Source organism: Mycobacterium sp. SM3041 (assembly GCF_039668335.1).
Classification (GTDB): Bacteria; Actinomycetota; Actinomycetes; order Mycobacteriales; family Mycobacteriaceae; genus Mycobacterium.
Genome location: NZ_JAYXBQ010000037.1, coordinates 1 through 26,330, shown reverse-complemented (window position 1 = coordinate 26,330; position 26,330 = coordinate 1). Strand labels below are relative to the sequence as shown.

Below are 26,330 nucleotides of genomic sequence, written 5' to 3'. Positions count from 1 at the left end.
GTCGGTCACGCCTGGCGCTCGCGCTCGTTCTCTTCGAGCACCTCGCGCACGTGCCGCGCCGCGTCTTCGCCCTCATAGGCGCGCACGACTTCCTCGATGCCGCCGGTCATGCGGATGGTGCCGTGGTCGACCCACATCGCGGTCTGACACAGCCGGGCCAGGAATTCGTTGGAATGGCTTGCGAACACCAGGATTCCGGAGCGTTCCACCAGGGCTTGCAGCCGGGTGCGCGCCTTCTTCAGGAACTCCGCGTCGACCGCGCCGATGCCCTCGTCGAGCAGCAGGATCTCGGGGTCGATGCTGGTGACGACGCCCATGGCCAGGCGCACGCGCATACCCGTGGAGTACGTGCGCAGCGGCATCGACAGGTACTCCCCGAGTTCGGTGAACTCGGCGATCTCGTCGACCTTGGCCAGCATCTGCTTGCGGGTCTGCCCGAGGAACAGGCCACGGATGATGATGTTCTCGAAACCGGAGATCTCGGGATCCATGCCGACACCCAGATCGAAGACCGGGGCCACCCGGCCGCGGACGGTCGCCGAACCGCGCGTCGGTTCGTAGATGCCCGACAGCAGGCGCAGCAGCGTCGACTTGCCGGCGCCGTTGTGCCCGACCAAGCCCACCCGGTCACCCATGTTGAGCGACATCGTGATGTCCCGAAGCGCTTCGATCACAACGACATTCGATTCGTTGCGGTTGATCCCGCCGCCGGCCTTGCCCAGGAAGGCCTTCTTGAGCGAACGGGACTTCGCGTCGAAGATCGGGAATTCGACCCACGCGTTCTGCGTGGAGATGTGCGGTTCCGACACGGTCTACAGGTACTGACCGGTGCCGGACTGGAACGGGCCGCGGCCGCCGTCGGCGCCGGGGGGCAGGGCGCCCTGGCGCATCTGCTCGAGCTGTGCACGGGCCGCCATCTGCTGCGCGAACAGGGCCGTCTGGATGCCGTGGAACAGGCCTTCGAGCCAGCCCACCAGCTGGGCCTGCGCGATGCGCAGCTCGGCCGCCGACGGCACCTTCTCCTCGGAGAACGGCAACGACAGCCGCTCCAGCTCCTCGGTCAGTTCCGGGGCCAGGCCGTCCTCGAGCTCCTGGATGCTCGACCGGTGGATGTCGCGCAGTCGGTTCCGGCTGGCTTCGTCGAGCGGCGCGGAGCGCACTTCTTCCAGCAGCTGCTTGATCATGGTGCCGATGCGCATGACCTTGGCCGGCTGCTCGACCAGGTCGGTCAGCGACTTGCCTTCGTCGCCATGGTCGGGGTCCTGTCCTGATTCCCCGCCCAACGCCAGGTCTCCGCCGATGACCTCGATGTTGTCGTCGTCGTCTTCTGGTTTCAGCGTCATGCCTGCACTGTTCCTATCTGTTCGCCGGCGCGGCGTCGCCGCGCCACTCGTAGATACGGGACCGCCCGTTGTCGTAGATCTTCGCCCACGACTTCGACCTATCCAGCGACACTAGTCCGTCGGGCATCACGAACCCCTTGACGATGGTCGAGCTGGTGATCACGTACCTGATGTTCAGGGCGTGCACGGCCTCCGCGATGCGCCGGTCGGTGTCGGCGTCGTCGGCGTACGCCCAGAAGATGAAGCGGTGGTAGCCCGGGCCCTGCTGCTGCGGATAGTCGTAGTGGGTCCACAGCGGGTGCAGCCCGGCGACCGCGTACATCCATGACGTGCCGTCGGTGTTCGCGTTGCCGATCAAGGTGTCCTTGGCGCCCGGCAGCGTCGCCAGATAGGCGAAGGCCTCGAGGTTCTTGTCGTTGACCATGATCTGGTCGTACTTCTGGCCGATCAGGTAGCGGTGCCGCGGGAAGTAGTGCCAGGCCAGTCCGACCGTCGAGAAGGCGAGCAGGGCCACCGTCACCACGGCCCAGAACCGTTCGGTGCGGGGTGCCCGCTTCCGCAGCCAGTCGACGACGAACTTGATCATCGCGAACAGCGCGATGCCGGCGAAGGGCGTGATCAGCAGGGTGACCACGGCAGACAGCCGGCGTGGGTCGCTGTAGTAGAGGTCGGCGTACGGCCCGATCAGCGCGCCGATCGGGCCGCCGAACGGCGCACCGGAATGCACGATCGCGACCATCAGCACCACCCAGACCAACGCCGGCCACCAGACGCGCTTGATCAGCAGGATCAGGCCGCCGATGCCACCGAGCGCGATCAGCATGTTCTGAATCGGATAGTCGTTGAGGTGACGGGTGTGCTGCACGATGGCGTTGAACAGCACCCGAAGCCGGGTCTGATGGGTGACGAAGGCGTGCCCGACGATGATGTCGGCCTGCGCGAGCACCCCGATGAACTGGGGAAGCAACAGCACCAGCGACGGCACGGCGACGGACAGCAGGGTCAGGAAGTCGGCGAGCCGGCCGCGCACCGGATTGCGCAGGGTGTCGCACAGCCACCACGCGCCGACGAACGTGACGACCACGACGCCGCCGGTGATGTGGGTGGAGAACACCCCGATCAGGGCAATGACGGCCACCGGGATCCGGTCGCGGTGCCGCAGGCACGACATGATCAGCACGGTCGTCGGCCCGGCGAGACCGTAGGCCACCAGGTTGGGGACGGCGGCGACGTCGAACTCGACGTAGGGGACCGCGGTGAACGACGCCGCCAGCGCACCCGCCGCGGCCGCGGCTCCGGCGCTCCAGCGCTGGCAGGCGTGGGGTCGGACCATGGCCCACGTCAGGCTTGCCGCGCTGACGGGGAACAGCCAGATCGAGGCCGCCAGGGAGTGCAGGGTGTAGGCCGTCGCGGGGGCGGCGCCCGTGAGCTGGCAGAAGACGGCGGCCAGGGCGTGAAAGGTCGACGGGTAGTACAGCAACGCGTGCGTCTCGACGTTACGAAGCTCACCCATGTGCGTCGGCGAGGCCTGACCGACGTCGAGGATCCAGCGGATGGTGTTGCCGTGCCAGACCGAGTCCCAGGTGCTTGGAATGGATTGCCAATGCGGCATGCCGAGGATTGCTGAAATTGCAATCGCCGTCGCACCGATGAGAATGCCCGCGGCGACGAACAGGGCCGGGCCGCGGGTGATCGCGAGGGCTTCGGCCGCGGTGTCCCGGTAGCGCCGCAGCGCACGACGAAGCCCGGCCACCACTGCGACCACGATGACGAACGCCAGCAACGCCGTCCAGCCGTTCCACGGGACGCCGATGGCCCCGAGTGGAATGACGGCCAAAGCTACGATGCCGTAGGTCACTGCGGGGCCGACTGCGACGGCAACGGGCCAGGTTAGCTGTGCTACACGAGCGGTGATTGCTCCAGGGACCACCATGATCAACAGGGCGACAAGGACGCCGGACGCCAAGCTCACTGCACTAGTATGGCTGTTCGGGTAGCCCGGCTTTCGCCGGTGTGCAGCGGGGCGCGCCCGCCGGAAAAATTTGGCTGGCAGGCCTGAATCGCTCGAAGGTTGGCATGGCATGGCATACGACGTCGCCCGGGTGCGCGGTCTGCACCCGTCACTGGGCGGCGGCTGGGTGCACTTCGACGCGCCGACCGGCATGCTGCTGCCCGACTCGGTAGCGACCACTGTCTCGACCGCCTTCCGCGGATCCATGTCGTCGGCCGCTGGGCCGCATCCGGCCGCGCAGCGCAGCGCCGCGGTCCTGACCGCCGCGCGACAGGCGGTCGCCGATCTCGTCGGTGGCGACCCGCGCGGCGTGGTGTTCGGCGCCGACCGTGCCGTCCTGCTGAACTCGCTGGCCGAGGCGTCGGCGTCGCGGTCGGGGCTGGGCTACGAAGTGGTCGTCACCCGCCTGGACGACGAGGCCAACATCGCGCCGTGGCTGCGGGCCGCGAATCGCTATGGCGCGAAGGTGAAGTGGGCCGAGGTCGACATCGAGACCGGCGAACTGCCCAGCTGGCAGTGGGAGACGCTCATCACCCGGCCGACCCGGCTGATCGCGATCACGTCGGCATCCTCGAAGCTCGGCACCGTCACTGATCTGCGGCCCGTGACCAAAATGGCCCGGGAGAACGGCGGCATGGTCGTCGTCGACCACTCGGTGGCCGCGCCTTACCGACTGCTCGACATCAACGACGTCGACGCCGATGTGGTGGCGCTGAACGCGATCGCGTGGGGTGGCCCGCCGATCGGTGCGCTCGTGTTCCGCGACCCCGCGATGATCGACACCCTGGCGGCGGTTTCGCTCGATCCGAACGCCACCGGGGCCGCGCGCCTGGAAGTGGGCGCGCACCAGTTCGGACTGCTCGGTGGCGTCGTCGCCAGTATCGAGTACCTGGCGAACCTCGACGACGCCGCGACCGGCTCCCGCCGCGAACGGCTCGCACGATCCATGCAGTCGGCCGAGGCCTACCTCAGCCGGGTGTTCGGGTACCTGCGTAACTCGCTGCGGTCGTTGCCGTTGGTCATGGTGCTCGGCGCACCCGAGGCCGCCATTCCGGTGCTGAGCTTCGCCGTCCAGGGCGTGCCCGCCGACCGCGTCATCAGCCGGCTCGCCGACAACGGCGTACTGGCCGTGTCGGACGGCAACTCCCGGGTGCTGGAGGCCATCGGCGTCAATGACGTCGGCGGTGCCGTGACGGTCGGTCTCGGGCACTACACGACGACGGCCGAAGTGGACCAGCTCGTCCGGGCGCTGGCGTCGCTCGGTTAGTTACGCGTAGGCCAGAGCGTCGAGCAGCAGCTGCGGCGGTTCGACCTTCCCGGAGCCGTCGGTCGCGATACAGACGTAGACGGTCCGCGCGGTGACGATGGGCCGCGCGGAATCGCCTGCGTGGATGAGGAATTCGACGGTGAACGAGGTGCGGCCCCGGGCCGGCACGGTGACGTCGACGTGAATCTGGTCGCCCCACTTCAGGGAGCCTGACCAGTCCAGTTCGGTGTGGACCACCTGGGCGTCGACGCCCGCCTCGAAGATGTCGCGCCATGACGCCGTCCGGGCGATGAACGCGCCGAAGGCCTCGTCCATGTAGGCCAGGTACCACATGTTGAAGACCACGCCCTGCTGGTCGACCTCGAGATAGCGGACCGGCGCGGTGTACGTGAACGTCACTCTGCCAACCTATCGGCCTCGGTTGATCCTGCGTTCAGGGCGTTGCGCTTTCGGTGAGTTCATCGATTCCGCTCAGCGCCGCGAGCGTGACCTGGTGGCGGAAAACCGGCCTCGAAACCGCCATGTGGTCAGTTTCGGCGAGCTCAATCCCTGACTTGCAGAAGCACTTTCCCGGATACCGCCCCCGCCTGCAGGAGCTGGTGGGCTGCCGCCGCCTGTTCGATGGGCAGCTCGGCGCCGATGATGGGCTTCACCCGGCCGTCGGCAATCATGGGCCAAACATGTTGCACCACTTCGGAGATCACCGCGGCCTTGCCGGACGGCCCGTCGAGCGGGCGGGAGCGCAACGCGGTGGCGATGACGCCGGCCCGTTTACCCAGCAGCTTGGCGATGTTCAGTTCGCCCTTGACGCCGCCCTGCATACCGATGATCACCACGCGGCCGTCGGGCGCCAGGGCGTCGATGTTCCGGTCCAGGTACGCCGCACCCATGATGTCGAAGATGACGTCGGCGCCGCCCGCCTCGGTGATCCGCTCGACGAAGTCTTCGTCGCGGTAGTTGATCAGGATGTCGGCGCCCAGTTCGCGGCACAGCTCCAGCTTTTCGAGTGACGCGGTGACCGCGACGCGGGCGCCCAGCGCGTGCGCGACCTGGATCGCATGCGTGCCGATGCCGCTGGCGCCGCCGTGCAGCAGCACCAGCTGGCCGGACCGCAGGTGGGCGGTCATGGACAGGTTGGACCACACCGTGGCGGCGACCTCCGGCAGACCGGCGGCATGCTGCAGGCTCACCCCCGCGGGGATCGGCATGACCTGGGCCGCTGGCACGGCCACCTTCTCGGCGTAGCCGCCGCCGGCCAGCAGGGCGCACACCTCGTCACCGACAGCCCAGTTCCCGACACCGGCCCCGACCTCGGAGATGACGCCCGAAACCTCCAGCCCGAGAATGTCGCTGGCACCCGGCGGCGGGGGATAGAGGCCGGCGGCTTGCAGCAGGTCGGCCCGGTTCACCCCGGCGGTAGTGACGTCGATGACGACCTCGCCCGCTTTGGCGGTGACGTCCGGGACCTCGGACCAGGCCAGCTGACCTGGGGATTCGACGACGATCGCGCGCATAGCCGCAACGCTACACACGGACCCTCTGAGCTTGTTCGGGCCCGGACCCCTTAGGCTGTTCGGCGGTGGCGTGGCAGAGCGGCCTAATGCACTCGCCTTGAAAGCGAGAGTTGGTTAAACCCAACCGGGGGTTCAAATCCCTCCGCCACCGCCAAATGTTCGCTTCTTTGCGTTGAAACTGATCAGGACAGCGTTCTGGCGTCGTTGTTGCTGTTGAGCGCTTCTCTCGCCGCGTGACAGCAACGCCCGGATCGTGACTGTGTCCACCGAAAACAACCACGGCTTGACCTCGCCAAACACTCGCTCGAGCGCGGCACCGACTGAACCACAACAGTTCACCAAAGATGGAGGAATTACCTTGTCCCGCAAGGATTTGGCCGACTCCTTTTCCTCGAAAATGCACGGCACACTGACCTTGGTCGACGAGATCGGCACGCTCACCCTCGAGGAGCAGCAAACAATACCTGCATGGTGGCTCCAGTTGGTGACCGCCGATCCATTGAGCGCAGTACAGATCGCCATTGAACACTGGCGCAAGGCGTTGCCGACGCAGTTGCCCCGCTTTCTGCAGGTGCTCGAAAGCGAGGGCATCGATGTTGTGTTGGTGAAAGCGACATCCGACTTGTACGACGGTCTGGGTTTGCTCTACGCCATTGAAACTGCGGGGCGGGGTCAGAAGTTCATCATTGGGTACCCACCGACGGCGCAGCTCACGCCTCCGGCGACGAATTTTTCGCCAGAATTCCAAACCTTCTACACGTCACTACACGACGGCATCGGATACCACCTTCAAGTACCGATGGGCATCATTCGGAGCGGGGAACTGATCGACTGGAAGTCATGGAGTACCCAAGACAGTGCTGATGTTCGGTTTCAGACTCCCACGCCAGTACGGCTGCCGAACACTGAAACGCTCTTCATCGTCTATGACGAAAACACCTCCGCCTGCATCCTTGTGGACACCGACCCAGAGGACACCGACATCTGGGCTACCGATTCAGGCGAGTTTGTCTCCTACGCGGGAAAGCGCAATTCGGTGTGGGAACTTATCGACGACTGGATGCGTCTTCGTCATACGCCGTAGTGGCGGCCAAGCTGTCAAGCCAGTGCTCGACATTGGTCGTCCAGGTACTGCTCTGCACACGCGGGCTACTTCTGGTGCACCGGCGAGTGACGGCGCCGACTCCTGGCTGAACGATGCTGTCAAGCCCGTCCACTCAGAGGCGTACGGCCGGTGCCGCCGCTGCTCACCAGCGGGCACCATCGACCGTGGGCTTGAGACGGGCAGCACTGGGCATGACAGGCGGAGACATCGGCGTGCAAACCCAGTTTGAACCGGCCATGCTGCTAAGGCTGGAGAGAGGGTTCGAAGAACCTCGCCTTCCTTCCGCCAAGTCTCACCCCACATTCAGCTGCGTGTGCACCGGCGTCGCGGCGGTGGTCAAGTCCAGCACCGGGCAGTGCGCATCCACCGCGTCCTGAAGCTCCCGGTACCGCTCGGCGGTCTCCGGGCCCGAGACGTTGACGGTCACCCGGATCTGCTGAAAGCCGGGGCGGACGTTGTCGTCCAGCCCGAAGAAGCCGCGCACATCGAGGTCGCCTTCGGCGCTGGCGCTGAGGGAGTCGACCTGGATCCCGAGCCGCTCGGCCCAGAACCGGTAGGTCACCACCTGGCAGGACAGCAGCGATGCCAGGTAGTACTCGACCGGATTGGGTGCCGTGTTCTGCCCACCGAGGGCTGGCGGCTCGTCGACGTGCACCCGGTACTTGCCGAGCGCGATCTCACTACCGACGGTGCCTTCCGGCTGCGCTGAGGCCTTGAACACCACGGCGGCCGCGGCGGGATTGCCGGCGACGGCTGCGCGGGTGGCATCGGTGATCGCGTTGAGGGAAGTCACGGAAGCAGTCATGCGCCGACGTTATTTGCGTCGGCGTCGGGGTTCGACCGTTGCGCCCACGATGAATTCAACTTCCGGATTAGGCTTTCGGTCATGACGGCTCAGTGGTTGCCGCGCTACCTGCTGATCTATTCGTCGACGGAGCAGGCACGCGCGAAGGTGCCCGAGCTGTTTCCGGCGCACCAGGCGCACGCCGATCGGTTCCGGAAGGAACAGCCGGGAGTCCTGCTGATGCTGGGGCCGGTTCAGGACGCCGCGCCGGGGGAGTTCGGGGCGCTGGGGGTGTTCACCGACAAGGACGCCGCCGAGCGGTTCGCGGCGGCTGACCCGTTCGTCGTCGGTGGCGCGATGACCGACTGGACGGTGAAGACATGGTTGTTGTCAGAGTGATCGGACGAGAAGATGCCCCGTAACGCGGTTTCGGCCATGAGCAAGTTGATGTTTCGGGGCATGGACAAACTGCGCCACCGGGAGGCCTTCGACATCGGGGAGCCGACGGCCGCCGATTTCGCGGGCTTCGAGCGGGCGCGGCAGATCGTGCTGGTCACGTTCAAGCGGTCGGGTGAAGCGATGCCGAGCCCGATCAATCACGGTGTCGCCGACGGGAAGTTGTACGTCCGCACCGACGCGTCGACGGGCAAGGTGAAGCGAGTGCGCAACGATCCGCGCGTGGTGGTGGTGCCGTGCAATCTTCGGGGTAAGCCGACGGGACAACCGGCGGCCGGCATCGCCCGCATCCTGCCGGAGGCCGAGCACGCGCACGCTGACGCCGTGATCGCCGCCAACTGGTCGCCGGCCATGAAACTGTTCGAGCGGACTCTCGACAAGAGCAGCTCCGCGTTCGATATTCCGATGGCCTACATCGAGATCAGCCCGGCGCCAACGATTGTCAGCTAATGTCCGTCCATGCGGGTGCTGCGGTTCATCTGGAGTGGGGTACTGGCGTTTGACCGTGTCGGCAAACGCATTCCGCAGCTGATTCAAATCTGGCTCGGAGAGCTGTTTTTCGTCGTTCCGCTGATGTTCTTCATCGCCAAGATCATCGACATCCGTGGCGGCTTCGGGGTACCGGGCACCGGCGGGTCGCTGCCTGCGGTGTTCTGGGGCGCGCTGGCCGTATCGCTGGTGGCGGGCTTCTTCTTCGTAAGGGGACTGGTCCGGCCCCGGATAGTGGACGGGAGTTGGACGCCGGTCTCGACCGCGGACATCGGTGACTTCACCGTGGGCGTCGGGGTCAAGAGCTGGACCGTCGAATACAAGTACCTGACGAGCCACCCGTCGTATGCCCTGCTGCTGCTCCTCACCCTGCCGATTCCGCTGGTGATGGTGCTGGCGACCATCGACCACGGCGGCAGTACGTTCTACTTCCGGGTGGCCGGCATCGTCGGGTTGTGCATCCTGGCCGCGATGGCACTGGCGCGCGTATTGGCTTGGTACGTCTTCCGATTCGGCCGCAAGCAGCTGGACAAGCAGGGGCCGCGGCAGGCGTGGGAGATCGCGTGGAAACCCGTGCTGATGCTGCTGGTGATGATCTACGCCATCATCGGCATCCCACTGGGCTGGATGTGGTTCCAGGAGCAGCGCACCATCGCCGCATTGCCGGTGGTCTCCGTGCAAGACGGTGTCGACCACGTCGGTCAGTATCGCCGTGTCGACGGCGAGGTCGTCTCCGAGCCGGTGTACTGGGCGCCCCGCGGGACGGGCCGCGGCGGCGACAACTACGCGGGTTCCGGTGTGCTGGTGAAACTTTCGTCCGGCGGTGAGGCGCTGCTGCTGGCCGAGTCGATGTCGGTGCCCGACTTCATCGGCGTGATGCGGGACGTCAAGGACGGCAAGCTGAAGGCGCAGGGCAAGGTCATCGACACCATCACCGACACCCAGTTGGAGTACTACGGCTTTCAGATGGATGCGTTTCCCGAGCCATCGCCGGACGGCCGGGTGATGGTCCTGCTGAGCTACCCATGACCGAGGACCTGCTGCGCTTCGTCATCGACCACCCCGAAGACGACACCGTAGTCGTGATCGAACAATATTGGTAAGACCACTAGACCTCTGACCTTTCGCGGGTTAATGTCGTCGTCATGGAGTTGACGTCGATCAAGCGGCGCTCGGCCGCCGACGAGGTGCACGACCAGCTGCTCAGGCAGCTCGTCGCGGGCGCCCAGCCGCCGGGGTCGCGCCTGCCGAGTGAGCGCAAGCTGGCCGAGGTGCTGGGCGTGTCGCGGCCGGTGGTGCGCGAGGCGATCCAGCGGCTGGTCGCGTCCGGTCACCTTGACGTCCGGCAGGGGGACGGCGCCGTCGTCAACGACATCACGCGTACGGGCGGGCTCGACCTGCTGCCCTACCTGCTGGTGGACGCGCCCGACGGGGCCATGGTGAACCCGTCGGTGGTGCGCAGCGTCCTGGAGGTGCGCGAGTACCTCGGACCGTGGATCGCCGAACGGGCAGCAGCGCGGTCCGGGAGCACGCTCGCCGAACCACTGGCGCGGGCCCTCGCCGACATCGAGCGCGCGCGGAGCGGCCAGACGCAACAACTGGCCGCGCTCGACTTCTGGGACTGCCTTGTCACCGGCGCGGATTCGATCGCGATGACGCTGATCTTCAACGGGATGCGCCGGGTGTACGAACCGATGCTGGCCGTGGTCGCCGACGCCGTGGCGGCCGCCGAGCCCGCAGCCGGGTACCGCAAGCTCGCCGATGCGGTGACGTCGGGCGCCGCGCTGAAAGCCCGCCGCGCCGCGTCGACGGTGCTCGGTGGCGCGACCACGGTGCTCACCGAATTTCTCGACCAGATGGAGGCACAGTGACGACCACCAGCACCCGGGGTGTGACCCTCGGCCAGGCGGCTCGCGAGTTCTGGCGCCATCCGACGCCGTGGATGATCCTGGCGCTCGTCATCGGAGCGGTCGCGGCGCGCAGCGTCGTCGGCGGTCTGGCGCTACGCGACCTGTGGGCGCCGCTGGTGCTGGCGCTGCTGTTTCCGTTCGTGGAGTGGGTGATTCACGTCTTCATCCTGCACTGGCGGCCGCGAAAACTCGGCCCTGTCACCGTGGACACCCTCGTCGCCCGCGACCATCGACGGCACCACGCGAATCCCCGCGACGTCGACCTGGTGTTCATCCCGACGCCGACGCTGCCGTGGCTGATCGCGGCGATCGTGGCGCTGCCGCTGGGCATCGGCGCCATCGTGGGTGCGCCGGTATCGGCCACGCTGTCGTTCATCGTGGTCGAGTCACTGATCCTGATGGGCTATGAGTGGACGCACTACCTGGTCCACACCGACTACAAGCCGCGCCACCGGTTCTACAAGGCGGTGTGGCGCAATCACCGACTGCATCATTTCAAGAACGAGCACTACTGGTTCTCGGTCACGACGTCGGGCACGTCCGACCGCGTGCTCGGCACCTACCCCGACCCCACCACCGTCGAGACCAGCCCCACGGCGAAGAACCTGCACGGGTTCCGGCCGTAGCTAGCCGCCCTTACACGAGATGTCCACCCACACAACGGTCATCTTCGTCCGGTCGATGATGGCGCCCGAGGAATCGACATTGTCGTTGCGCAGCCCCTCGATGCCGGTGACCTTGCATCCCGACAACGGATACACGACGGCGCCGTTGATCAGCACGGTGAACCCTTGTGCCTGAAGCGTATTGATGGTGTCCTGCGCATTGCCGAAGCCGCCGGGCCCACCCACCGCGCCGGCAGTTGCATCCGGGGCCAGCGTCGAAGCGGCGGCGATGCCCGCCGCGACGACGCCGGCCGAAAAGCGGATTCTGTTCATGCGAACAGATACGCAACGGGGTTACACCCCAAGGTCTTTCAGTGCAGCGTCAACCAGGCCAGACTGCCCAGACCGGCAACTACGCAGTAAATCGCGAACGGTGTCAGCGTGCGGGTCTCGAAGTACTTCACCAGGAACCGCACCGACAGATACGCCGCGACGAACGCCGCCGCGCTGCCGGCCAGCACCTGTCCGCCGATACCGTCCCCCGCGGGCCCGAACAGTTCGGGGATCTTCAGCGCCCCCGCGGCCAGGATCACCGGTGTCGCCAACAGGAACGAGAACCGTGCGGCGTCCTCGTGGGACAACCCGCGCAGCACACCGGCGACCATGGTGGCGCCCGAGCGGCTGATGCCGGGCAGCAGCGCGAGGATCTGGGCCGCGCCGATGCCCATGGCCTCCGGGATCGGCAGGCGGGCCAACCGCTCGTCGGAGTCGTTGAGGTTTTCCGAGTGCGCCGCGGCCGGTACGGCCGACGCAGTGCGGTGCCGAAGTTGTTCGCCCACAAAGAGAACGACGCCGTTGATCGCCAGGAAGGCTGCAGCCGGAATCGGCTTGCCCAGCGACGTGCGCAGCGCGTGATCCAGCGCCAGCCCGGCGATACCGACCGGGATGGTCGCCAGGATCAGCAGCCATGCCAGGCGCTCAGCGGAGGTGGTGATCTTCCGGTTCTTGATCGACGTCACCAAACCGCCGGCGACCGCCACCCAGTCCCGCCAGAAGAACACCAGCAGCGCCAGCGCCGTCGCGACGTGCACGGCCACCAGGAACGCGAGGTACGGCGACTTCTCGGCCGTCATGCTCAGATCCTGGGCCCATTGCCCACCGACCAGAGCCGGAACCAGGATCGAGTGGCCCAGGCTCGACACCGGGAACAGCTCGGTGACACCCTGGAACGCGCCGACTACGATCGCTTCGATGTAGTTGAGGCTCAAGGTGATTCGCCTTACTCGCCCTTGAACTCCGGCGCCCGCTTCTCGAACATCGCGGTGATGCCTTCGCTCAGATCCTTCGACGCGATGAACGCCGAGTTCCAGGCCGCGACGTACCGCAAGCTGGCCGAAACCCGTTCCGTGCGTTGCTCATCCAGTACGTCTTTGACACCGCGCACCGTCAGCGGCGGGTTCGCCGCGATCTCACGTGCGGTCTCGTGCGCGGCGGCCAGCGACGCGTCGGCGTCGGCGTAGACGTCGTTCACGAGACCGATCTTCTCGGCGCGGGCGGCGTCGAAGTCCTTGCCCGTCAACGCCAACTCGCGCAGATGACCGTCGTTCAGGATGAGCGGCAACCGGGCCAGCGAGCCCACGTCGGCGACGATGGCCAACTTCACCTCGCGCACCGAGAACTTGGCATCGGCGCTGGCGTAGCGGATGTCCACCGCCGAGATCAGGTCGACACCGCCGCCGATGCACCAGCCCTGGATCGAGGCGATGGTGGGGGTGCGGCAGTCGGCGACCGCGGTGATCGCCTGCTGCATGGCCCGCAGCGCGGTGTGGAAGTCGGCGCGTTCCTTGGCCAGTCCACCGGCCAGCAGCGGTGCCAGCAGGCCGCCCATGGCGGGCAGATCCAGCCCGTAGCTGAAGTTGTTGCCCGACCCAGTGAGCACGATGGCCCGCACGTCGGGGTCGGCGTCCAGGGCGGCGAAGGCCACCGGCAGCTCGGCCCAGAAGGCCGGACCCATGGCATTGCCCTTGCCCGGCCCGAGCAGCGTCACCTGTGCGACGTGGTCCTTGGTCTCAATGGAGAGCGATTCGAAGCTTCCCGAGGTTTCACCCATGATCGGCAGGCTAGCCGGTCAACCTGGGCGTAGCGTCTCGCCCATGACGATTCCGTCCGATGTTATCGAGGCCGGCGAGGCCAGTCTTGACGTGCTCGAGCGGGTGTTGGCCGGTCTCGGGCCTGACGATGCGACGCGGCAGACGCCGTGCACCGAGTTCGATGTGGCGGCCCTCACCGATCACCTGATGAACTCGATCACGGTCATCGGCGGGATCGCCGGCGCGAAGCTGCCCGAGCGCGACGCCGCGGCGCCGATCGTCGACCAGGTGACCGCCGCGGCCCGGCCCGCTCTGGCCGCGTGGCGCAGCAGGGGGCTGGAGGGCACCGTCGCGGCGGGGCCGGGAGAGATGCCGGCCGCGCAGATCGCCGGCATCCTGCCGCTCGAATTCCTCGTCCATGCCTGGGACTACGCGACCGCCGTCGGCCGTGAAGTGGACGCCCCGGACGACCTGGCCGAGTACGTCCTCGGTATGACCAGGGCTGTGATCAACCCCGCGGCGCGCGCTGCCGTCGGGTTCGACGACCCCGTCGGGGTACCGGCTGACGCGAGTGCGCTGGATCAGCTGATCGGCTTCACCGGCCGCCGCGCCACCTGACGGCGAAGTCCAGGAACAGATCGTTCTCGTACGGCACCGTGACGGTGACGCGGACGCCTTCGCCGCCGTAGGGCCGCACCAGCAGCTTGTTGTCGGCCGCGGCGTCGACGAAGTCGGCGGTGTCCGCCGGGCTCAACGGCAGCCAGACGAAGTTGGCCTGTGAATCGGGCAGCTCGAAGCCGGCGTCGCGCAGGGCGGCGCTGACCCGGGCCCGCTCGGCCACCACCGCGTCGGTACGCGCCAGTAGTTCGTCGGCGGCGTCCAGGCAGGCGATGGCCGCGGCCTGGCTGACGCTGGTCGCCGTGAACGGCACGTACACCTTGCCCAGCGCGGTGACGATGTCCTCGTGTGCGACGGCGTAGCCGATCCGCAGTCCGGCCAGGCCGTAGGCCTTCGAGAAGGTGCGCAGGACGACGACGTTGGGGTGCTTGCGCACCAGCGCCAGGCTGTCCGGCAGGAGGCCGTCGCGGATGTACTCGACGTACGCCTCGTCCAGGACCACCAGGATGTGCGGCGGGACCTTGGCGACGAACTCGGCCAGCTTGACCGGGTCGACGACCGTCGAGGTGGGGTTGTTGGGGTTGCAGACGAAGATCAGTCGCGTGCGGTCGGTGATCGCGGCCAGCATGGCGTCCAGGTCGTGCGTGTAGTCCGTCAGCGGGACGGGCACGGGCGTCGCGCCGGCGGTGCGGACCTGCAGTGGGTAGATCTCGAAGCTGCGCCACGCGAACAGCACCTCGTCGCCGACCGAGGCGGTGATCTGGATGAGCTGCTGGCACAGGCTCACCGATCCACAGCCCACCGAGATCTGGTTGGGCGCGAATCCGACGTAGGCCGCCAGTCGTTCACGCAGCGCCGCGTAGCCGTTGTCCGGGTAGCGGTTGATGTTGTCCATCGCTTTGACGATGGCTTCGCGGACGCTGGGCAGCGGTCCGTCGACGGTCTCGTTGCTGGCGATCTTGATGGCGCCGGGCACTGTGCGGCCGGGGGTGTAGGCAGGCAGAGCGTCCATCTCGGGGCGCAGGCGGGCGGTCACCCGGGACAGTCTAGGTGGACGGCAGATGGCGCTCTGGCGTCGCGCTTTGCCTTTGTGGCCGTTGACTGTGTACCGTATGCCCTCGGCGGTTCCGGGGTGCAAGAGTCCGGTACCCTCGGATCGTTCAGGAGGCGTGCCAGAGCGGCCGAATGGGACTCACTGCTAATGAGTTGTCCCCCTTACAGGGGACCGGAGGTTCAAATCCTCTCGCCTCCGCCACATAACTGAATAGTTGTACCCAATGCGCCCGTAGCTCAACGGATAGAGCATCTGACTACGGATCAGAAGGTTAGGGGTTCGAATCCCTTCGGGCGCACCACAAACAACAGGCCAGAAGCTCACGCTTCTGGCCTGTTGTCGTTGGCGGGCGAGTGCGGTCTCGTCAGCGCACCCTGAGGGCGCCCCTGATTGTCCCCATGACCGCCATTTCGAGTTCCTCGCGGGACGCCGGCCGGCCGATGGTGGTGTGCGTGACGAGCACGCCTAGGACGAGATGAAATATGGCCTGCGCGTCGCCATCTGGATCGCGCGATGAGACGCAGCCGGATCGGCAACCGTGCGCGATGGCCTCGCGCAGCGGCGCGACGAGTTCGTCGGACGGCGTCTCGATCATGGCGGCGATGCACGCGTGAATGCGCTCAATCGGGCTCTGTCCAGACACGTGTCGCTACTACCGGCCCGCGGGCAGCAGCACGGCTTTGACGACATCTCCGCGTTGCGTCGCCGCGATGGCGTCGTTGATCTCGTCGAGCCCGAACGTGGTGATCAAGCGGTCGACGGGTAGCGCACCGCTGCGGTACAGGTCGATGAGCGTCGGGATGAATCGGCGTGGCACCGCCTGGCCTTCGACGACGCCGCAGAGGGTCTGACCCTTGCCGACGAGCTTCGCGAGGTCGACCTGGATCGGGGTGCTCAGGCCCTGGAGGCCGACGACGGCGCAGACGCCGGGCGACGCCAGGCTGGCGATCGCGGCGCGCGCGGATTCCGGTTTGCCGATGCAGTCGACGGCGTAGTCGACGCCGGACCGGACGGCGCTTCGGGCGTAGGCGGGATCGACGGCGTCGGTGGCGCCCAACGACACCGCGAGCTCCCGCCGTTGCGGTTTGGGGTCCACGGCGATGATCCGTTCGCAGCCGGCCACCTTCGCGGCCATGATGGCCGACAGCCCCACCGAGCCCGCGGCGAACACCGCGATCGATGAACCCGGCTCGGGGCGCAGCGCGTTCAGTACCGTGCCCGCGCCGGTCTGGACGCCGCAACCGAGGGGAGCGAGTACGTCGAACGGCACGTCCTTCGGGACGCGTACCACGGTGTGAGCAACGGCGAGAGCGTATGTGGCGAAAGAGGATTGGCCGCAGAAGCGGGCATGCACCGGCGTGGTGCCGATCCGCATGCCACCGCTGCCGTCGAGCCGGGCGCCGGTGAGGTTGAGCATGTTGGACCGCGAGCAGTACGCCATCCGGTCGCGTCTGCAGTTGGTGCACTCGCCGCACCACGCGTAGCTGAGCACGACGTGATCGCCGGGCAGGAGGTCCGCCACGTCGGCCCCGACGGCCTCGATGACGCCCGCGCCTTCATGGCCGAGAACCATCGGAAGTTGTTGGGGCTGCGCCATTCCGGCGATCACGAGGTCGCTGTGACAGATGCCGACCGCCTCGATACGCACGAGAACCTCGTCGGGGCGCGGACTTTCGAGCTCGACCTGGGTGACCTCGAACGGTTGGCCCGGTGCGCGCAGGACAGCGGCGTCGGCGGTGCGGGCCGGTTCGCACGAGACGAACTCGGGATCGCGTGGCCGCTCGGTGGTGGCCATCCGAGTCAGGTAGAAGTAGCCGGCCCGGCTCTGCCCCGGCGCTTCCATCGCCCCGATGAGGATGGTGTCGGAGATCTTCCGGAAATGATCCGCCATCGGCAGGTCGTGGTAGGTCATCGTGGCGGTTGCGCTGCCGCGGTAGTCCGCCAGCCGCAGGCTCGCGCCGCCGAAGATGGGGTTCACGAAACGGCGTCCCGCGTCGTCGAAGCAGACGATCGGTGCGACGTCATCGGCGGCGCCGAAGGACTTGCCGGCCCACTTGATCGCCTCCAGCTGCGCTTCGGCGGGGTGGCCCAGGCCGAACACGCCGCCCGCCCATTCGCCGAGCACATCGTCGACGTCGACGGCGGACGCGTCGTCGTACAACGCGTCGAGCTGGTCGAGCGTCGGGGCGACGCCGCGGTCGATCAGGTCCTGGAATCGATCGGTGAGGTTCATCGGCGGCCTTTCTTGGCGTGCTGTGGATGGTGGCCGATCGGGCCGAAGTAGGAACAATAGTGTTCCTGGAACAGGGCTGTGTCAAGATTGAGATATGACGACCGTGACGCGGCCTTTCCGTGGTGTGAACGCCGATCAGCGCGTGCAGGACCGTCGGAATCGCCTGATCGCGGCGGGCCTGGACGAAGTCGCGGAGGTGGGCGTCGCCGGATTGCGGATGAACACCGTCTGCCGGCGGGCGCGGCTCAGCCAGCGGTACTTCTACGAGCATTTCGCGAACCGTGACGAACTGCTCGCCGCCCTGTTCGACGACGTGATGCGGGACGTTTTCACGCAGACGCTGGCGGCCGTGGACGCCTGCGGGCCCGACATCGTCGAGCGGGCGAGCGCCGCGCTGGCCGTGTTCTACGACGTCATCATCAGCGATGTACCCAGGGCGCGGTTGTACGCCGAATCCGCCGGCGTCGCGGCCGTCGCGGCACGGAAGAGGGTGGCGACCGATCAGTATGTCGCGTTCGTGACCGAGCAGGTGGCCGCCGTCGTCGGCCCCATGGACGACCGGACGACCGGCCGTCTGGCCATGGCGACACGGGTACTCGTCGGCGGCCAGGTGGACGCCGCGGTCGCGCTCGCTGCCGGCGACGTCGTCATTTCCCGCGCGGACTACATCGCGCTGTGCGCGCGCATGCTCAGCGACGCCATCGCGGCCGCGGCGGGCTGACTCAGCGCGCCCGCTTCGTGGGGGCGTAGGTCTCCAGATAGGCGGTACTCATCCGTCGCACTTCGTCGATGACGACCTCGTCGCCGGTCGGCGACTGTCGGAAGGCGACGTCGAGAAGTCGGTTGCCGGCCTCGAAGGTCAGCAGCACGACCAGGACCGGTGTGTCCGGATGCAACAGCTCGCGCTCGATGAGGTACCGCCAGAACTGTTCGGCCCACGCTTCGTCGGCGGCGCGGGCGGATTCACCGACGGCAGACGTGCGTTCGACGAACCACAGCGCGATCAGGCTGCGGTGCTCACGGAAGTAGTCGACCATGGTGTCGATCAGCACGTTGATGGCGCCGCGCAGGGTGCGGGCGCGGCTGCGCTCGAGCGCAGCCGTCAGGATGTCGTCGATCGCGGCGATATGCCGTTGCACGAGTTCGGCTTCGAGCTGATGACGGTCCGCGAAGTAGTGGTAGACCGACGCGGTCGGGATGCCGGCCAGCTCGCCGACGGCTTTGAGCGTGGCGGCCGCGTAGCCCTGCTCGCTGAGCAGCGTTTCGGCCGCGTCGAGGAGCGCCTGTGTGCGCTCCACGCCGCGGCGTTGAACTGCTGCCGGACGGGACCGGCCGGCGCTTGAAGGCGATGTACTGGGCATTGTTCGAGAGCTTAACCACTCGTGTCGTCGACGTGCTTCCGAGTATCGCGTGGACACGGTGCCGGATGGCAACGGTCTCGGAAAAGGCTATGCGACGAGCGCCGTTTCGGTTCGTGCGTGCGCGCTATGGCGGTCCAGGGTGCGATAACCGTAGTAGTACACCGTCATCTGAGCGGCCCAGGTGGTCAGCGCCAGGATGTAGAAGATCGTGTGGTGCTGATCGTCGCCGGGGATGCGGTAGAAGTCGTAGATTCCGGCGATCGCAGCCGCCGCAATGGTCACGGCGGCAACGGATATCGCGTTGCCGTGTGCGCCGACCTGCCACAGTCGCCAGGCGAAATAGAACAGGAACAGCGTCGTCAGGACATTCATGACCACGTAGAAGATGGCTCCGGCGACGCCGAGGTCCTCGGCGAACAACGACATCACGAGTCCACCGATGATCGCGAGCCCGAAAACACCGATGTCGACGGCAATCGACGGCTTGTACCCGTGCGTGACCTTCATGAGGCCGAGAACCAGGATCACGGTGATGCCGACAGATCGGGAGAAGGCGTCGAGGAAGAACGCCGCGTGGTACATCGGGCTGCTCTCATTCGCGCCGACCAGTCCGTACACCAGGAAGTTGGTGCCCGACGACGCGACGATGATCCACTCGAGGCCCAGCAGGTAATTCTGGTAGTTGCGAATGAACTTGAAGCCGTAGGTGAAACCGGCGACGATCATGAAGATGTCGGCGAGCGCGTACAGCGCGGTCTTCAGATCCATGACCAGCTCCTCTAGTGCGCGCCGACGGGAAGTTCGGCGGTCGGCGTGCCGACCCGCTCCAGCGCGGAGTAGAACAGTGCCGGTTCGGCCCATTCCTCGGGCGTGAAAACGCCGGCACGGCTGCCGGATTCGAGCGCCACCACCATGAACGCCGCGCAGGCGGTGCCCGTGGCGGCCGCCATGTCGGTGAACAGATACGTGCCGGGGCCCGCGACCGGCGTACGACGGCTGGCGACGGTGGGGATGCCGTCCTTGAGTCCGGTCACCTCCACCTTCAGTCCCGATTTGTACGGGAAGGTATGGCCCGCTGCAGCTTTGGCGAGGAACGTGAGCAGCTCGAGGCGCGTCGACTCACCGGTGTGCACCAGGTCCCACATTCCCGACAGACCGTGGCGCCAGCCTGCGACGCTGCCCACGCCGCCGGTGAGCAGCGATTCCATGAAGTCGATGGCCTTCTCGACGGGCATCTGGCCCTTCTGGACGGCCAGGCCGACGCCCCGGACCAGGCCGTTGTAGGGCGCCGGATCCAGGCCGCCGAAGCAGCGAATGTTCTTGGCGTCCGGGTATTTCCGCGGCAGCGTCACCGGTTCCGGATGGGCCGTTTCGTGCACGAGCGTCAGGCCCAGCCCACCGCCCAGGTCCGTCCAGCGGGTCTCCAGCCACGACTGGTGCATGACCGGTCCGCCGTTCTCCCATGTCATGCAGGGACCCGCGGCGACGCGCAGCATGTGGTCGAGTACCGCGCGACCGATCGAGCCGCGCTCGTCGCCGACCACCCAGTAGACGTCGATGTTCTCGACGGTGTCCAGTTCGGCGGCGGCGTCGGCCGCGAGCACGTTCGTGATGCCGGGCGAGGCGCCGCAGCCGATGTACATCGGAACACCGGCCGCCTTGGCCGCGTCGCCCAGAGTCAGTGCGTGCAAGGTGCTTTCGATGTCGTCGTCGAAATCGAGGTACGGCACCCCGGCTGCCAGACAGGCTTCCATCACCGGACCTGCGGTGCGGTTGTACGGGCCGGCGCCGAGCACGACGAGTGCCGCGCCGTCGATGGCGGTGTGCAGGCCTTCGCGGTCGTACAGGTCGAGCCGGGCTGCTGTCGCCAGCCCACTCGGCAGCTTCTTGATCAGTGGCTCGAGCAGTTCCGGCCGGATGTCGTAGAGCGCGAGTTCCCAATCGCCTGCGGCGACCGCGAACCGTTCGATGGCCAGGCGACACATCTCACCGGCCGCGCCGATGAAGACGACCCGCCGTCGGGTGTTGGCCATGATCTTCTCCTTCTGAGGGGTCATCTCGCATCGATAGAAATCAATATCGAATCGAGATCGAGTTTAGGTTTCGCGTGGATGCACTGTCAATGCCCCTCGTGACGTGCGCTTTCGGCGCTAGGCTGCCGGTCATGTCGCCGAGGGCTGCGTCCGCCGAGAGTCTGGCGCGTCGCCGACGGGTCCTCACGGTGGCCGCCAGGATCGGCTCTGTCGTCGCCGCCTTCCTCGGGACGCTGTCGATGTTCGCCGGTGAGGCGGGCGTCTGGATCGGCGCCCTCGCCGTTCTGTGCGCCCCGGTCTACCTCGTGATCCCCCGGTTGTACCGGTTCGGGGAGCTCATCGCGCCGCTGACCTTCATCGCCATCGCGTACTTCCTGACCACTCTCGTGACCACCTATGTGGGACGGGGGTCCGGCCAGCAGTTGTACTTCCTGGTCGCCGCCTCGCTCGTGGTGCTGGTCCTCGGCATCGAGCACATCGTGGTGGCATCGGTGGTGGCGGCGGTGGGCGCGGGCCTCATCATCGCGCTGCAGTACCTCGTGCCGATGGACACCGGGGCGCAACCGCAGTGGGTCACGACCGTCGGATTCCTCATCTCGGTGATCTCGTCATGGGTGCTGGTGGTTGCGACCATCTGGTACGCGATGCGCGAAATAGACCGTGCGGAAACCGCTTTGGCCGCCGAATACGAACGGTCCGAGTCGCTGCTGGCCAACATTCTGCCGGCGAAGATCGCGCAGCGACTGAAGGATCCGCACCGGGACGTCATCGCCGACCGCTACGACGACGCCTCGGTGCTGTTCGCCGACATCGCCGGATTCACCCAGCGCGCAAGCGATACCACGCCGACCGAGTTGGTCCGGTTCCTCGATGGCCTCTACACCGACCTCGACACCCTGGTGGACCGCCATGGCCTGGAGAAGATCAAGACGAGCGGCGACTCCTACATGATCGTCAGCGGGGTTCCCGAGCCGCGGCCCGACCATCTGGAGGCGCTGGCTGACCTGGCTCTCGACATGGTCGGCGCAGTGGCCGAGCTGACGGACCCCAACGGGCGGCGGGTGCCACTGCGCATCGGGCTGGCGGCCGGACCGGTGGTCGCGGGTGTGGTGGGCGCACGCAAGTTCTTCTACGACGTGTGGGGCGACGCGGTCAACGTCGCCGCCCGCATGGAAACCACCGATGTCGAGGGCCGAATCCAGGTGCCGCACAACGTCTATGAGCGGCTCAAGGACGCATTCGTGCTGGAGGAGCGGGGTGCCGTCGAGGTCAAGGGCAAGGGGGTCATGCAGACCTGGTATCTGATGGGGCGAATGTCGTCAGGTACGCGGTGAGCATGCGCCGGCCCTCGTCCATGGTGGCGTCATCGCCCTTGGGGGAGCGCTGGAACGCCACGTCGAAGAGCCGATCACCGACCTCGAACATCAACTGGACGGCGAACAACGGGGTCGCTGCGGTGATGAGTTCGTGCTCGATGAGGAAGTGCCACAGCTTTTCTGCCCAGGATTCGTCGAACAACCCGCCCAGCTCGGACAGTGTCGCGCTGCGGCCCGCGAACCACAGCTGCACGAATCCGGGATTCTCCCGGAAGTAGGCGAGCAGTGGGTCGATCATCGCGTCGACGCCGTCGCGCAGCGTCCGGATCTTGTTGCCGTACAGCGATGCCGCGAAGCGCTCGTCGATGACCGGGATGTGGCGCCGCACGAGCTCGGCCTCGACCTGCCCCCGGTCCGCGAAGTAGTGGTAGAGCGACGCCGTCGGGATGCCGGCATGCTCGCCGATCGCCTTGAGAGTGGCTGCGGCATAACCCTGTTCGGCGAGGATCGTCTCGGCGGAATCGAGGATCGCCTGGGTGCGTTCGATGCCGCGGCGCTGCACCGCGGTGCGAACAGCCGGCTGGCTCACCGACGAAGACTCGATCACGAATCGAGATTCTACCAGCGGCCTATGCGGCGGCCCGCTCCAATTCGTCGAGCGCCTCGCGTGAATAGACCGCCAGGCGCTGCAGGTGCGGCATGGTGTCTCGGCAGCCGACGAAGCCGAGGATGACCTTGTCGGTGTAGCCGACCAGGGTGATGTTCAGTCCGTAGCCGTCGCACAGGAAAGAGACCGGAGCGATCAATTCCAGCTGCGCGCCACCGAGGTACAGCGGTTCTCTGGTAAGGACCACGTTGGACACCGTGAGGTTGAACAACGGCGGAATCTTGGTGAGCGCACCGGTTTTCTGCCCGATCGTCAGTGGCAGCAGCCCCATCAACGTGTAGTGGTTCAGGGCATTCGGTGACATCGCGAGCAGTTCCTTCTTGCCGCGCGTGGTCGAGGCGTTGATCACTGCCAGCCGCTGCAACGGGTCCGATTCTGTTGTCGCCAAAGGGCAGACGAATCCCGCGGCCGCATTCAAGGTGTCCTCGTCGCGCTCCCAGCCCACCGGCACCGAGGCGGTCAGTGTCTGCTCGGGCAGCTCGCCCTGCTCGTCGAGGTAGCGGCGCAGCGCCGCGCCACACACGGCGAGTGTCACGTCGTTGACGGTTGTCTCGGTGGCCTTGGCGATGGCCTTGAGGCGGCCCAGTTCGAGCACCTCGACCGCGAGCCGGCGCTGCGGCGTGAGGGTGGCGTTGAACGGCGCGCGCGGCGTGCCCAGCGTGGCGCCGACGTGGCTGTTGTCGCCGCCGATCATGCCGACCAGGCTCTTCACCAACTCGGCAGAACCCGCGACGCCGTCCGTCGTCCGGTTCCACAGCTCGTAGGCGACCGACGCGACCCGGTTCCGGTCGGGCACCTCGGCCTTCGGTCCGGCCTCGGACAGCGGCACGTAGCGGTCCGGCTCGGTGCTCAACCACTTCTTGATGGTGTTGATCGCGCCCATGCCGTCCACCGCACAGTGGTGGGCCTTGAAGTACATGGCGAAGCGACCGTCGGACAGGCCCTCGATGAAGTGCGCTTCCCACAGTGGCCGGCGCATGTCGAGCGGGTGCGCGTGCAGCCGGGCGACCAGGGCGCCCAGATCGGCCTCGCTCCCCGGATACGGCAGCGCTGACAGCCGCACGTGGTACTCCGGGTCCGGGCGGACCTCGCGCCACTCGGGCAGCAGGCCGTCGACGACGGCGCTGTCGAACGGGAACGGCAGGAACGACAGCTCGGCGAATGCGTTGTACAGGGTGCGGACGTAGTCCGGCCCGGCGCCGTCGGGCAGCCGGAACGTCAGTAGGGCGCCGATGTGCATGGGCGTCCGGTCGGACTCCATCCGGTAGAACATCGTGTCGACAGCACTCAGCAACCGCATGGCAGCACTATGTCAGGCTCACCAGCTGGAATGCGGCGAAATCCGCGAGCAAGTCCACGCCCGACGCGAATTCCCGGTCGCGGTCGAACCGGGCGAGAAACGGTGCACACGCAACCACTTCCGGGAGCGCGGAATCTTCCAGTTCGGCCTGCCGGGCGGCGATGTCGGCGGACTTTCCGCTGCCGAAGGTGGGGCCGGCCGACACCTCGCGCAGCAGCATCCCGACGACGGCGGCCACCAGGACACGAGTGAGTCGCACGGCGAGCTCGGGGCCGGCGCCGGCCCGATGCAGGATCGACAGGAGAGCCTCGACGGGCGCGAGTCCGGCGAGCGTCGACATCTGCCGGGTCAGCACGAGCGTCGCGGCCTCCGGGTGGGCGAGGGTCACGCGCCGGAACTCGTAGGCGAGGGCCCGCAGGTCGGTCCGCAACTCGCCGGTGGGCGCCGGTGGTCGCAGCTGCCCGAGCAGATGTTCGGCGACGGCGTCCAGCAGATCGTCCTTGTCGGTGACATGGTGGTAGAGGCTCTTGGCGTCGACGCCGAGCAGGCGGCTGACGGACCGCATGCTGACCGCGGCGACGCCGTCCTGGTCGATGACGGTCAGCGCCGCTTCCCGGATCGTCGATCGCGTCAGCTGTGCCAGCGCCTTCGGCGGCCGTCCGCGGCGGGGAGTCGGGGTGGCCGCGTTCATGGCCTCATTCTGGCCCAGACCCTTGCAAATTTCCACACCGTGGGATTATCGTCAGGCTAATCCCACGGTGTGGAAATAGTTTGCAGTTCGAGGAGGACGCCATGACGCACCGCTTCGCCATCCCTTCCGTCGAGGTGTTGCAGGCTCGCGAAAAGCTCGTCCTCGACCACTTCCACGACGAGGTCCGACAGGACTGGGACGACGTGCTGGCCACCTTCCCGCATCCGCACTACGAGATCATCCCGACGCTCACCGTCCACGACGGTGACGCCGATGTGCGCGGCTACTATCACGACACCCGCGTCGCGTTTCCCGATCAGGACCACGAGATCATCGCGCTGCGACACAGCGCCGATGCTGTGATCGTCGAATTCTGGCTCCTCGGAACGCATCTCGGCCCGCTCGGTGGCATCCCGGCGACGGGCTCGCGGCACCGCACCCGGATGACCGCCTATTTCGTGTTCGACGAGAACGAGAACCTGGTCGCCGAACGCATCTACTTCGACACGCTGACGATGCTGAAACAGCTTGTGGGAGGCCTGAATCTGCGTGATCCGCGAAACTGGCCCACCGTCATCCGCGGACTGCGGGGGCTGCTGGCCATGTCCAGCCAACCCGATGCCCGGCTCATCGAGACGGCCCCGGCTGACCTGACATGAGGGTCCACCACCTCAACTGCGGCACCATGCACCCGCATTTCGTGCCCGACGGATTGGTCTGCCACGTGCTGCTCGTGGAGACACCGGGCGGTCTCGTGCTCGTCGACTCCGGGTTGGGCCTACGGGATGCCGAGTCGCCGGGCAGTCGTTTCGGTCCCGCGCGCTTCTACGTCCGCCCGGTGTTTGATCCTCGGGAAGCTGCGGTCCACCAGGTTCGCCGGCTCGGCTTCGAGCCCAGCGACGTGCGGCACATCGTGGTAACCCACTTCGATGCCGACCACGTGGGAGGTCTCGCTGACTTCCCTTGGGCGCAGGTGCATCTCACCGATGCCGAGGCATTCGCGGCACTGCATCCGAAGACGCTCGTGGAGAAACAGCGCTACCTGCCGGCCGGTCACGCGCACGGCCCGATCCTGGTCGAGCACTCGCCTGCGGCCTCGGAGTCGTGGCGCGGCTTCCCCGGCGCCAAAGAGTTGGCCGAGATCGCTGAAGGCATCGTCTTGATCAGCCTGCCGGGGCATACCCGCGGGCACGCCGCGGTCGCGGTCGACGCCGGGGACCGCTGGATCCTGCACGCCGGCGACAGCTTCTACCATCGTGGCCAGCTCGACGGCAGCAATACCGCGCCGCGGGCCCTGCGGCTGATGGAACGCTCAGTTGCCTTCGACTGGGCGAAAGTACAGGCCAATCATCAACGGCTGAGCGAACTTTGGGCTTCGGATGAACCTGATCTGTCCCTCGTCAACGCCCATGATCCGCAGCTGCTGCGGCAAGCGGTCGGCGGCTAGGCCGGTTGGGCGTCGCGATCGGCGCTTGCTCTCTCG

General features: G+C 66.8%; 30 protein-coding genes and 3 tRNA genes. 15 read left to right on the top strand and 18 right to left on the bottom strand.

What is annotated here, in order from left to right; genetic code table 11:
* Positions 1-5: 5 nt before the first annotated feature.
* From VXD91_RS09390 to VXD91_RS09380, 3 genes are read right to left on the bottom strand one after another with little or no spacing between them, the layout of a single operon-like run.
* Entirely contained in the window at positions 6-809 is an 804-nt protein-coding gene (locus tag VXD91_RS09390; RefSeq protein ID WP_212807487.1) for an ABC transporter ATP-binding protein, read from the bottom strand.
* A gap of 3 nt (positions 810-812) precedes the next feature.
* The gene (locus VXD91_RS09385) at positions 813-1,343 is read right to left on the bottom strand and encodes a bacterial proteasome activator family protein (protein WP_212807483.1); all 531 of its coding nucleotides are present in this window, start codon (positions 1,341-1,343) and stop codon (positions 813-815) included.
* A gap of 13 nt (positions 1,344-1,356) precedes the next feature.
* Entirely contained in the window at positions 1,357-3,276 is a 1,920-nt protein-coding gene (locus VXD91_RS09380) for a DUF6541 family protein (RefSeq protein ID WP_318984281.1), read from the bottom strand.
* A 148-nt stretch (positions 3,277-3,424) separates the two neighbouring features.
* Here VXD91_RS09380 and VXD91_RS09375 point away from each other — a divergent pair, with 148 nt between their 5' ends.
* The gene (locus VXD91_RS09375; RefSeq protein ID WP_212807477.1) at positions 3,425-4,621 is read left to right on the top strand and encodes a cysteine desulfurase-like protein; all 1,197 of its coding nucleotides are present in this window, start codon (positions 3,425-3,427) and stop codon (positions 4,619-4,621) included.
* On the opposite strand, the gene VXD91_RS09370 is transcribed toward VXD91_RS09375, so the two are convergent.
* Positions 4,622-5,020, bottom strand: coding sequence for an acyl-CoA thioesterase (locus tag VXD91_RS09370; protein ID WP_212807475.1), 399 nt, complete (start codon positions 5,018-5,020; stop codon positions 4,622-4,624).
* Positions 5,021-5,163: 143 nt separating this feature from the next.
* Positions 5,164-6,135 carry an NAD(P)H-quinone oxidoreductase gene (locus VXD91_RS09365; protein ID WP_212807473.1) on the bottom strand — a complete coding sequence of 324 codons (972 nt, stop codon included), beginning with the start codon at positions 6,133-6,135 and terminating at the stop codon, positions 5,164-5,166.
* A 64-nt stretch (positions 6,136-6,199) separates the two neighbouring features.
* Here VXD91_RS09365 and VXD91_RS09360 point away from each other — a divergent pair.
* Together VXD91_RS09360 and VXD91_RS09355 are read left to right on the top strand one after the other, a co-directional pair.
* A tRNA-Ser gene (locus tag VXD91_RS09360) sits at positions 6,200-6,289 on the top strand.
* Between the two features lie 105 nt (positions 6,290-6,394).
* Positions 6,395-7,219: a hypothetical protein gene (locus tag VXD91_RS09355; RefSeq protein ID WP_346415246.1), complete on the top strand. Its 825-nt coding sequence runs from the start codon at positions 6,395-6,397 to the stop codon at positions 7,217-7,219.
* A 313-nt stretch (positions 7,220-7,532) separates the two neighbouring features.
* On the opposite strand, the gene VXD91_RS09350 is transcribed toward VXD91_RS09355, so the two are convergent.
* Positions 7,533-8,045: an OsmC family protein gene (locus tag VXD91_RS09350; RefSeq protein WP_212807469.1), complete on the bottom strand. Its 513-nt coding sequence runs from the start codon at positions 8,043-8,045 to the stop codon at positions 7,533-7,535.
* 81 nt (positions 8,046-8,126) lie between these two features.
* Between VXD91_RS09350 and VXD91_RS09345 the strand changes: the two genes are divergently transcribed.
* The 5 genes from VXD91_RS09345 to VXD91_RS09325 all read left to right on the top strand — a co-directional run bounded on the left by VXD91_RS09345 (position 8,127) and on the right by VXD91_RS09325 (position 11,505).
* Positions 8,127-8,423: a YciI family protein gene (locus tag VXD91_RS09345; RefSeq protein ID WP_212807467.1), complete on the top strand. Its 297-nt coding sequence runs from the start codon at positions 8,127-8,129 to the stop codon at positions 8,421-8,423.
* Between the two features lie 36 nt (positions 8,424-8,459).
* Positions 8,460-8,930 carry a PPOX class F420-dependent oxidoreductase gene (locus VXD91_RS09340; RefSeq protein ID WP_212807465.1) on the top strand — a complete coding sequence of 157 codons (471 nt, stop codon included), beginning with the start codon at positions 8,460-8,462 and terminating at the stop codon, positions 8,928-8,930.
* Positions 8,931-8,939: 9 nt separating this feature from the next.
* Positions 8,940-9,998 (top strand): hypothetical protein, encoded by a 1,059-nt coding sequence (locus VXD91_RS09335; RefSeq protein ID WP_346415245.1) that lies wholly within the window; start codon positions 8,940-8,942, stop codon positions 9,996-9,998.
* 116 nt (positions 9,999-10,114) lie between these two features.
* Complete coding sequence (locus tag VXD91_RS09330) at positions 10,115-10,840, top strand: GntR family transcriptional regulator (protein ID WP_346415244.1); 726 nt, start codon at positions 10,115-10,117, stop codon at positions 10,838-10,840.
* Positions 10,837-11,505, top strand: coding sequence for a sterol desaturase family protein (locus VXD91_RS09325; RefSeq protein WP_346415243.1), 669 nt, complete (start codon positions 10,837-10,839; stop codon positions 11,503-11,505). Before VXD91_RS09330 ends, VXD91_RS09325 begins: the two co-directional genes overlap by 4 nt.
* Here the strand turns inward: VXD91_RS09325 and VXD91_RS09320 are convergent, their stop codons facing one another.
* The 3 genes from VXD91_RS09320 to VXD91_RS09310 are packed head-to-tail and all read right to left on the bottom strand — an operon-like array spanning position 11,506 to position 13,594.
* Positions 11,506-11,817 (bottom strand): hypothetical protein, encoded by a 312-nt coding sequence (locus VXD91_RS09320; protein ID WP_318983960.1) that lies wholly within the window; start codon positions 11,815-11,817, stop codon positions 11,506-11,508. It abuts the gene before it with no gap.
* Positions 11,818-11,855: 38 nt separating this feature from the next.
* Positions 11,856-12,758: an undecaprenyl-diphosphate phosphatase gene (locus tag VXD91_RS09315; RefSeq protein ID WP_346415338.1), complete on the bottom strand. Its 903-nt coding sequence runs from the start codon at positions 12,756-12,758 to the stop codon at positions 11,856-11,858.
* A 5-nt stretch (positions 12,759-12,763) separates the two neighbouring features.
* Positions 12,764-13,594 carry a crotonase/enoyl-CoA hydratase family protein gene (locus tag VXD91_RS09310; protein ID WP_318983959.1) on the bottom strand — a complete coding sequence of 277 codons (831 nt, stop codon included), beginning with the start codon at positions 13,592-13,594 and terminating at the stop codon, positions 12,764-12,766.
* A 43-nt stretch (positions 13,595-13,637) separates the two neighbouring features.
* Here VXD91_RS09310 and VXD91_RS09305 point away from each other — a divergent pair, with 43 nt between their 5' ends.
* Positions 13,638-14,192 (top strand): TIGR03086 family metal-binding protein, encoded by a 555-nt coding sequence (locus tag VXD91_RS09305; protein ID WP_346415242.1) that lies wholly within the window; start codon positions 13,638-13,640, stop codon positions 14,190-14,192.
* Here the strand turns inward: VXD91_RS09305 and hisC are convergent.
* Positions 14,170-15,228: a histidinol-phosphate transaminase gene (hisC, locus tag VXD91_RS09300; protein WP_346415241.1), complete on the bottom strand. Its 1,059-nt coding sequence runs from the start codon at positions 15,226-15,228 to the stop codon at positions 14,170-14,172. The two genes, VXD91_RS09305 and hisC, sit on opposite strands and share 23 nt — an antisense overlap.
* Positions 15,229-15,355: 127 nt before the next feature.
* Here hisC and VXD91_RS09295 point away from each other — a divergent pair.
* Both VXD91_RS09295 and VXD91_RS09290 read left to right on the top strand, forming a co-directional pair.
* Positions 15,356-15,447, top strand: a tRNA-Ser gene (locus VXD91_RS09295).
* Positions 15,448-15,471: 24 nt separating this feature from the next.
* Positions 15,472-15,547 (top strand) — tRNA-Arg (locus tag VXD91_RS09290).
* 63 nt (positions 15,548-15,610) lie between these two features.
* On the opposite strand, the gene VXD91_RS09285 is transcribed toward VXD91_RS09290, so the two are convergent.
* A complete protein-coding gene (locus VXD91_RS09285; protein ID WP_346415240.1) occupies positions 15,611-15,841 on the bottom strand; it encodes a hypothetical protein in 231 nt (76 codons plus the stop codon).
* A gap of 57 nt (positions 15,842-15,898) precedes the next feature.
* The gene (locus tag VXD91_RS09280) at positions 15,899-17,479 is read right to left on the bottom strand and encodes an alcohol dehydrogenase catalytic domain-containing protein (protein WP_346415239.1); all 1,581 of its coding nucleotides are present in this window, start codon (positions 17,477-17,479) and stop codon (positions 15,899-15,901) included.
* A gap of 94 nt (positions 17,480-17,573) precedes the next feature.
* Here VXD91_RS09280 and VXD91_RS09275 point away from each other — a divergent pair, with 94 nt between their 5' ends.
* On the top strand, positions 17,574-18,200 hold the full coding sequence (locus tag VXD91_RS09275; RefSeq protein WP_212807448.1) for a TetR/AcrR family transcriptional regulator: 627 nt from the start codon (positions 17,574-17,576) through the stop codon (positions 18,198-18,200).
* Between the two features lies 1 nt (position 18,201).
* Here the strand turns inward: VXD91_RS09275 and VXD91_RS09270 are convergent, their stop codons facing one another.
* The 3 genes from VXD91_RS09270 to VXD91_RS09260 all read right to left on the bottom strand — a co-directional run bounded on the left by VXD91_RS09270 (position 18,202) and on the right by VXD91_RS09260 (position 20,897).
* On the bottom strand, positions 18,202-18,777 hold the full coding sequence (locus VXD91_RS09270; protein ID WP_244872735.1) for a TetR/AcrR family transcriptional regulator: 576 nt from the start codon (positions 18,775-18,777) through the stop codon (positions 18,202-18,204).
* Positions 18,778-18,927: 150 nt separating this feature from the next.
* Entirely contained in the window at positions 18,928-19,608 is a 681-nt protein-coding gene (locus VXD91_RS09265; RefSeq protein ID WP_212807446.1) for a transporter, read from the bottom strand.
* Between the two features lie 11 nt (positions 19,609-19,619).
* On the bottom strand, positions 19,620-20,897 hold the full coding sequence (locus VXD91_RS09260; protein WP_318983953.1) for a saccharopine dehydrogenase NADP-binding domain-containing protein: 1,278 nt from the start codon (positions 20,895-20,897) through the stop codon (positions 19,620-19,622).
* 107 nt (positions 20,898-21,004) lie between these two features.
* On the opposite strand from VXD91_RS09260, the gene VXD91_RS09255 reads away from it, so the two are divergent.
* Positions 21,005-22,207 (top strand): adenylate/guanylate cyclase domain-containing protein, encoded by a 1,203-nt coding sequence (locus tag VXD91_RS09255; protein WP_212807444.1) that lies wholly within the window; start codon positions 21,005-21,007, stop codon positions 22,205-22,207.
* Here VXD91_RS09255 and VXD91_RS09250 read toward each other — a convergent pair.
* From VXD91_RS09250 to VXD91_RS09240, 3 genes are read right to left on the bottom strand one after another with little or no spacing between them, the layout of a single operon-like run.
* Positions 22,158-22,796, bottom strand: coding sequence for a TetR/AcrR family transcriptional regulator (locus VXD91_RS09250; RefSeq protein WP_244872736.1), 639 nt, complete (start codon positions 22,794-22,796; stop codon positions 22,158-22,160). The two genes, VXD91_RS09255 and VXD91_RS09250, sit on opposite strands and share 50 nt — an antisense overlap.
* 22 nt (positions 22,797-22,818) lie before the next feature.
* Positions 22,819-24,156: a wax ester/triacylglycerol synthase family O-acyltransferase gene (locus VXD91_RS09245; protein WP_346415238.1), complete on the bottom strand. Its 1,338-nt coding sequence runs from the start codon at positions 24,154-24,156 to the stop codon at positions 22,819-22,821.
* Between the two features lie 7 nt (positions 24,157-24,163).
* Positions 24,164-24,847 (bottom strand): TetR/AcrR family transcriptional regulator C-terminal domain-containing protein, encoded by a 684-nt coding sequence (locus tag VXD91_RS09240; RefSeq protein ID WP_346415237.1) that lies wholly within the window; start codon positions 24,845-24,847, stop codon positions 24,164-24,166.
* Positions 24,848-24,948: 101 nt separating this feature from the next.
* Between VXD91_RS09240 and VXD91_RS09235 the strand changes: the two genes are divergently transcribed.
* Both VXD91_RS09235 and VXD91_RS09230 read left to right on the top strand, forming a co-directional pair.
* The gene (locus VXD91_RS09235) at positions 24,949-25,506 is read left to right on the top strand and encodes an ester cyclase (protein WP_029104767.1); all 558 of its coding nucleotides are present in this window, start codon (positions 24,949-24,951) and stop codon (positions 25,504-25,506) included.
* Positions 25,503-26,294 (top strand): MBL fold metallo-hydrolase, encoded by a 792-nt coding sequence (locus VXD91_RS09230; RefSeq protein WP_346415236.1) that lies wholly within the window; start codon positions 25,503-25,505, stop codon positions 26,292-26,294. The genes VXD91_RS09235 and VXD91_RS09230 overlap by 4 nt, the downstream gene beginning before the upstream one ends.
* Positions 26,295-26,330 lie beyond the last annotated feature (36 nt).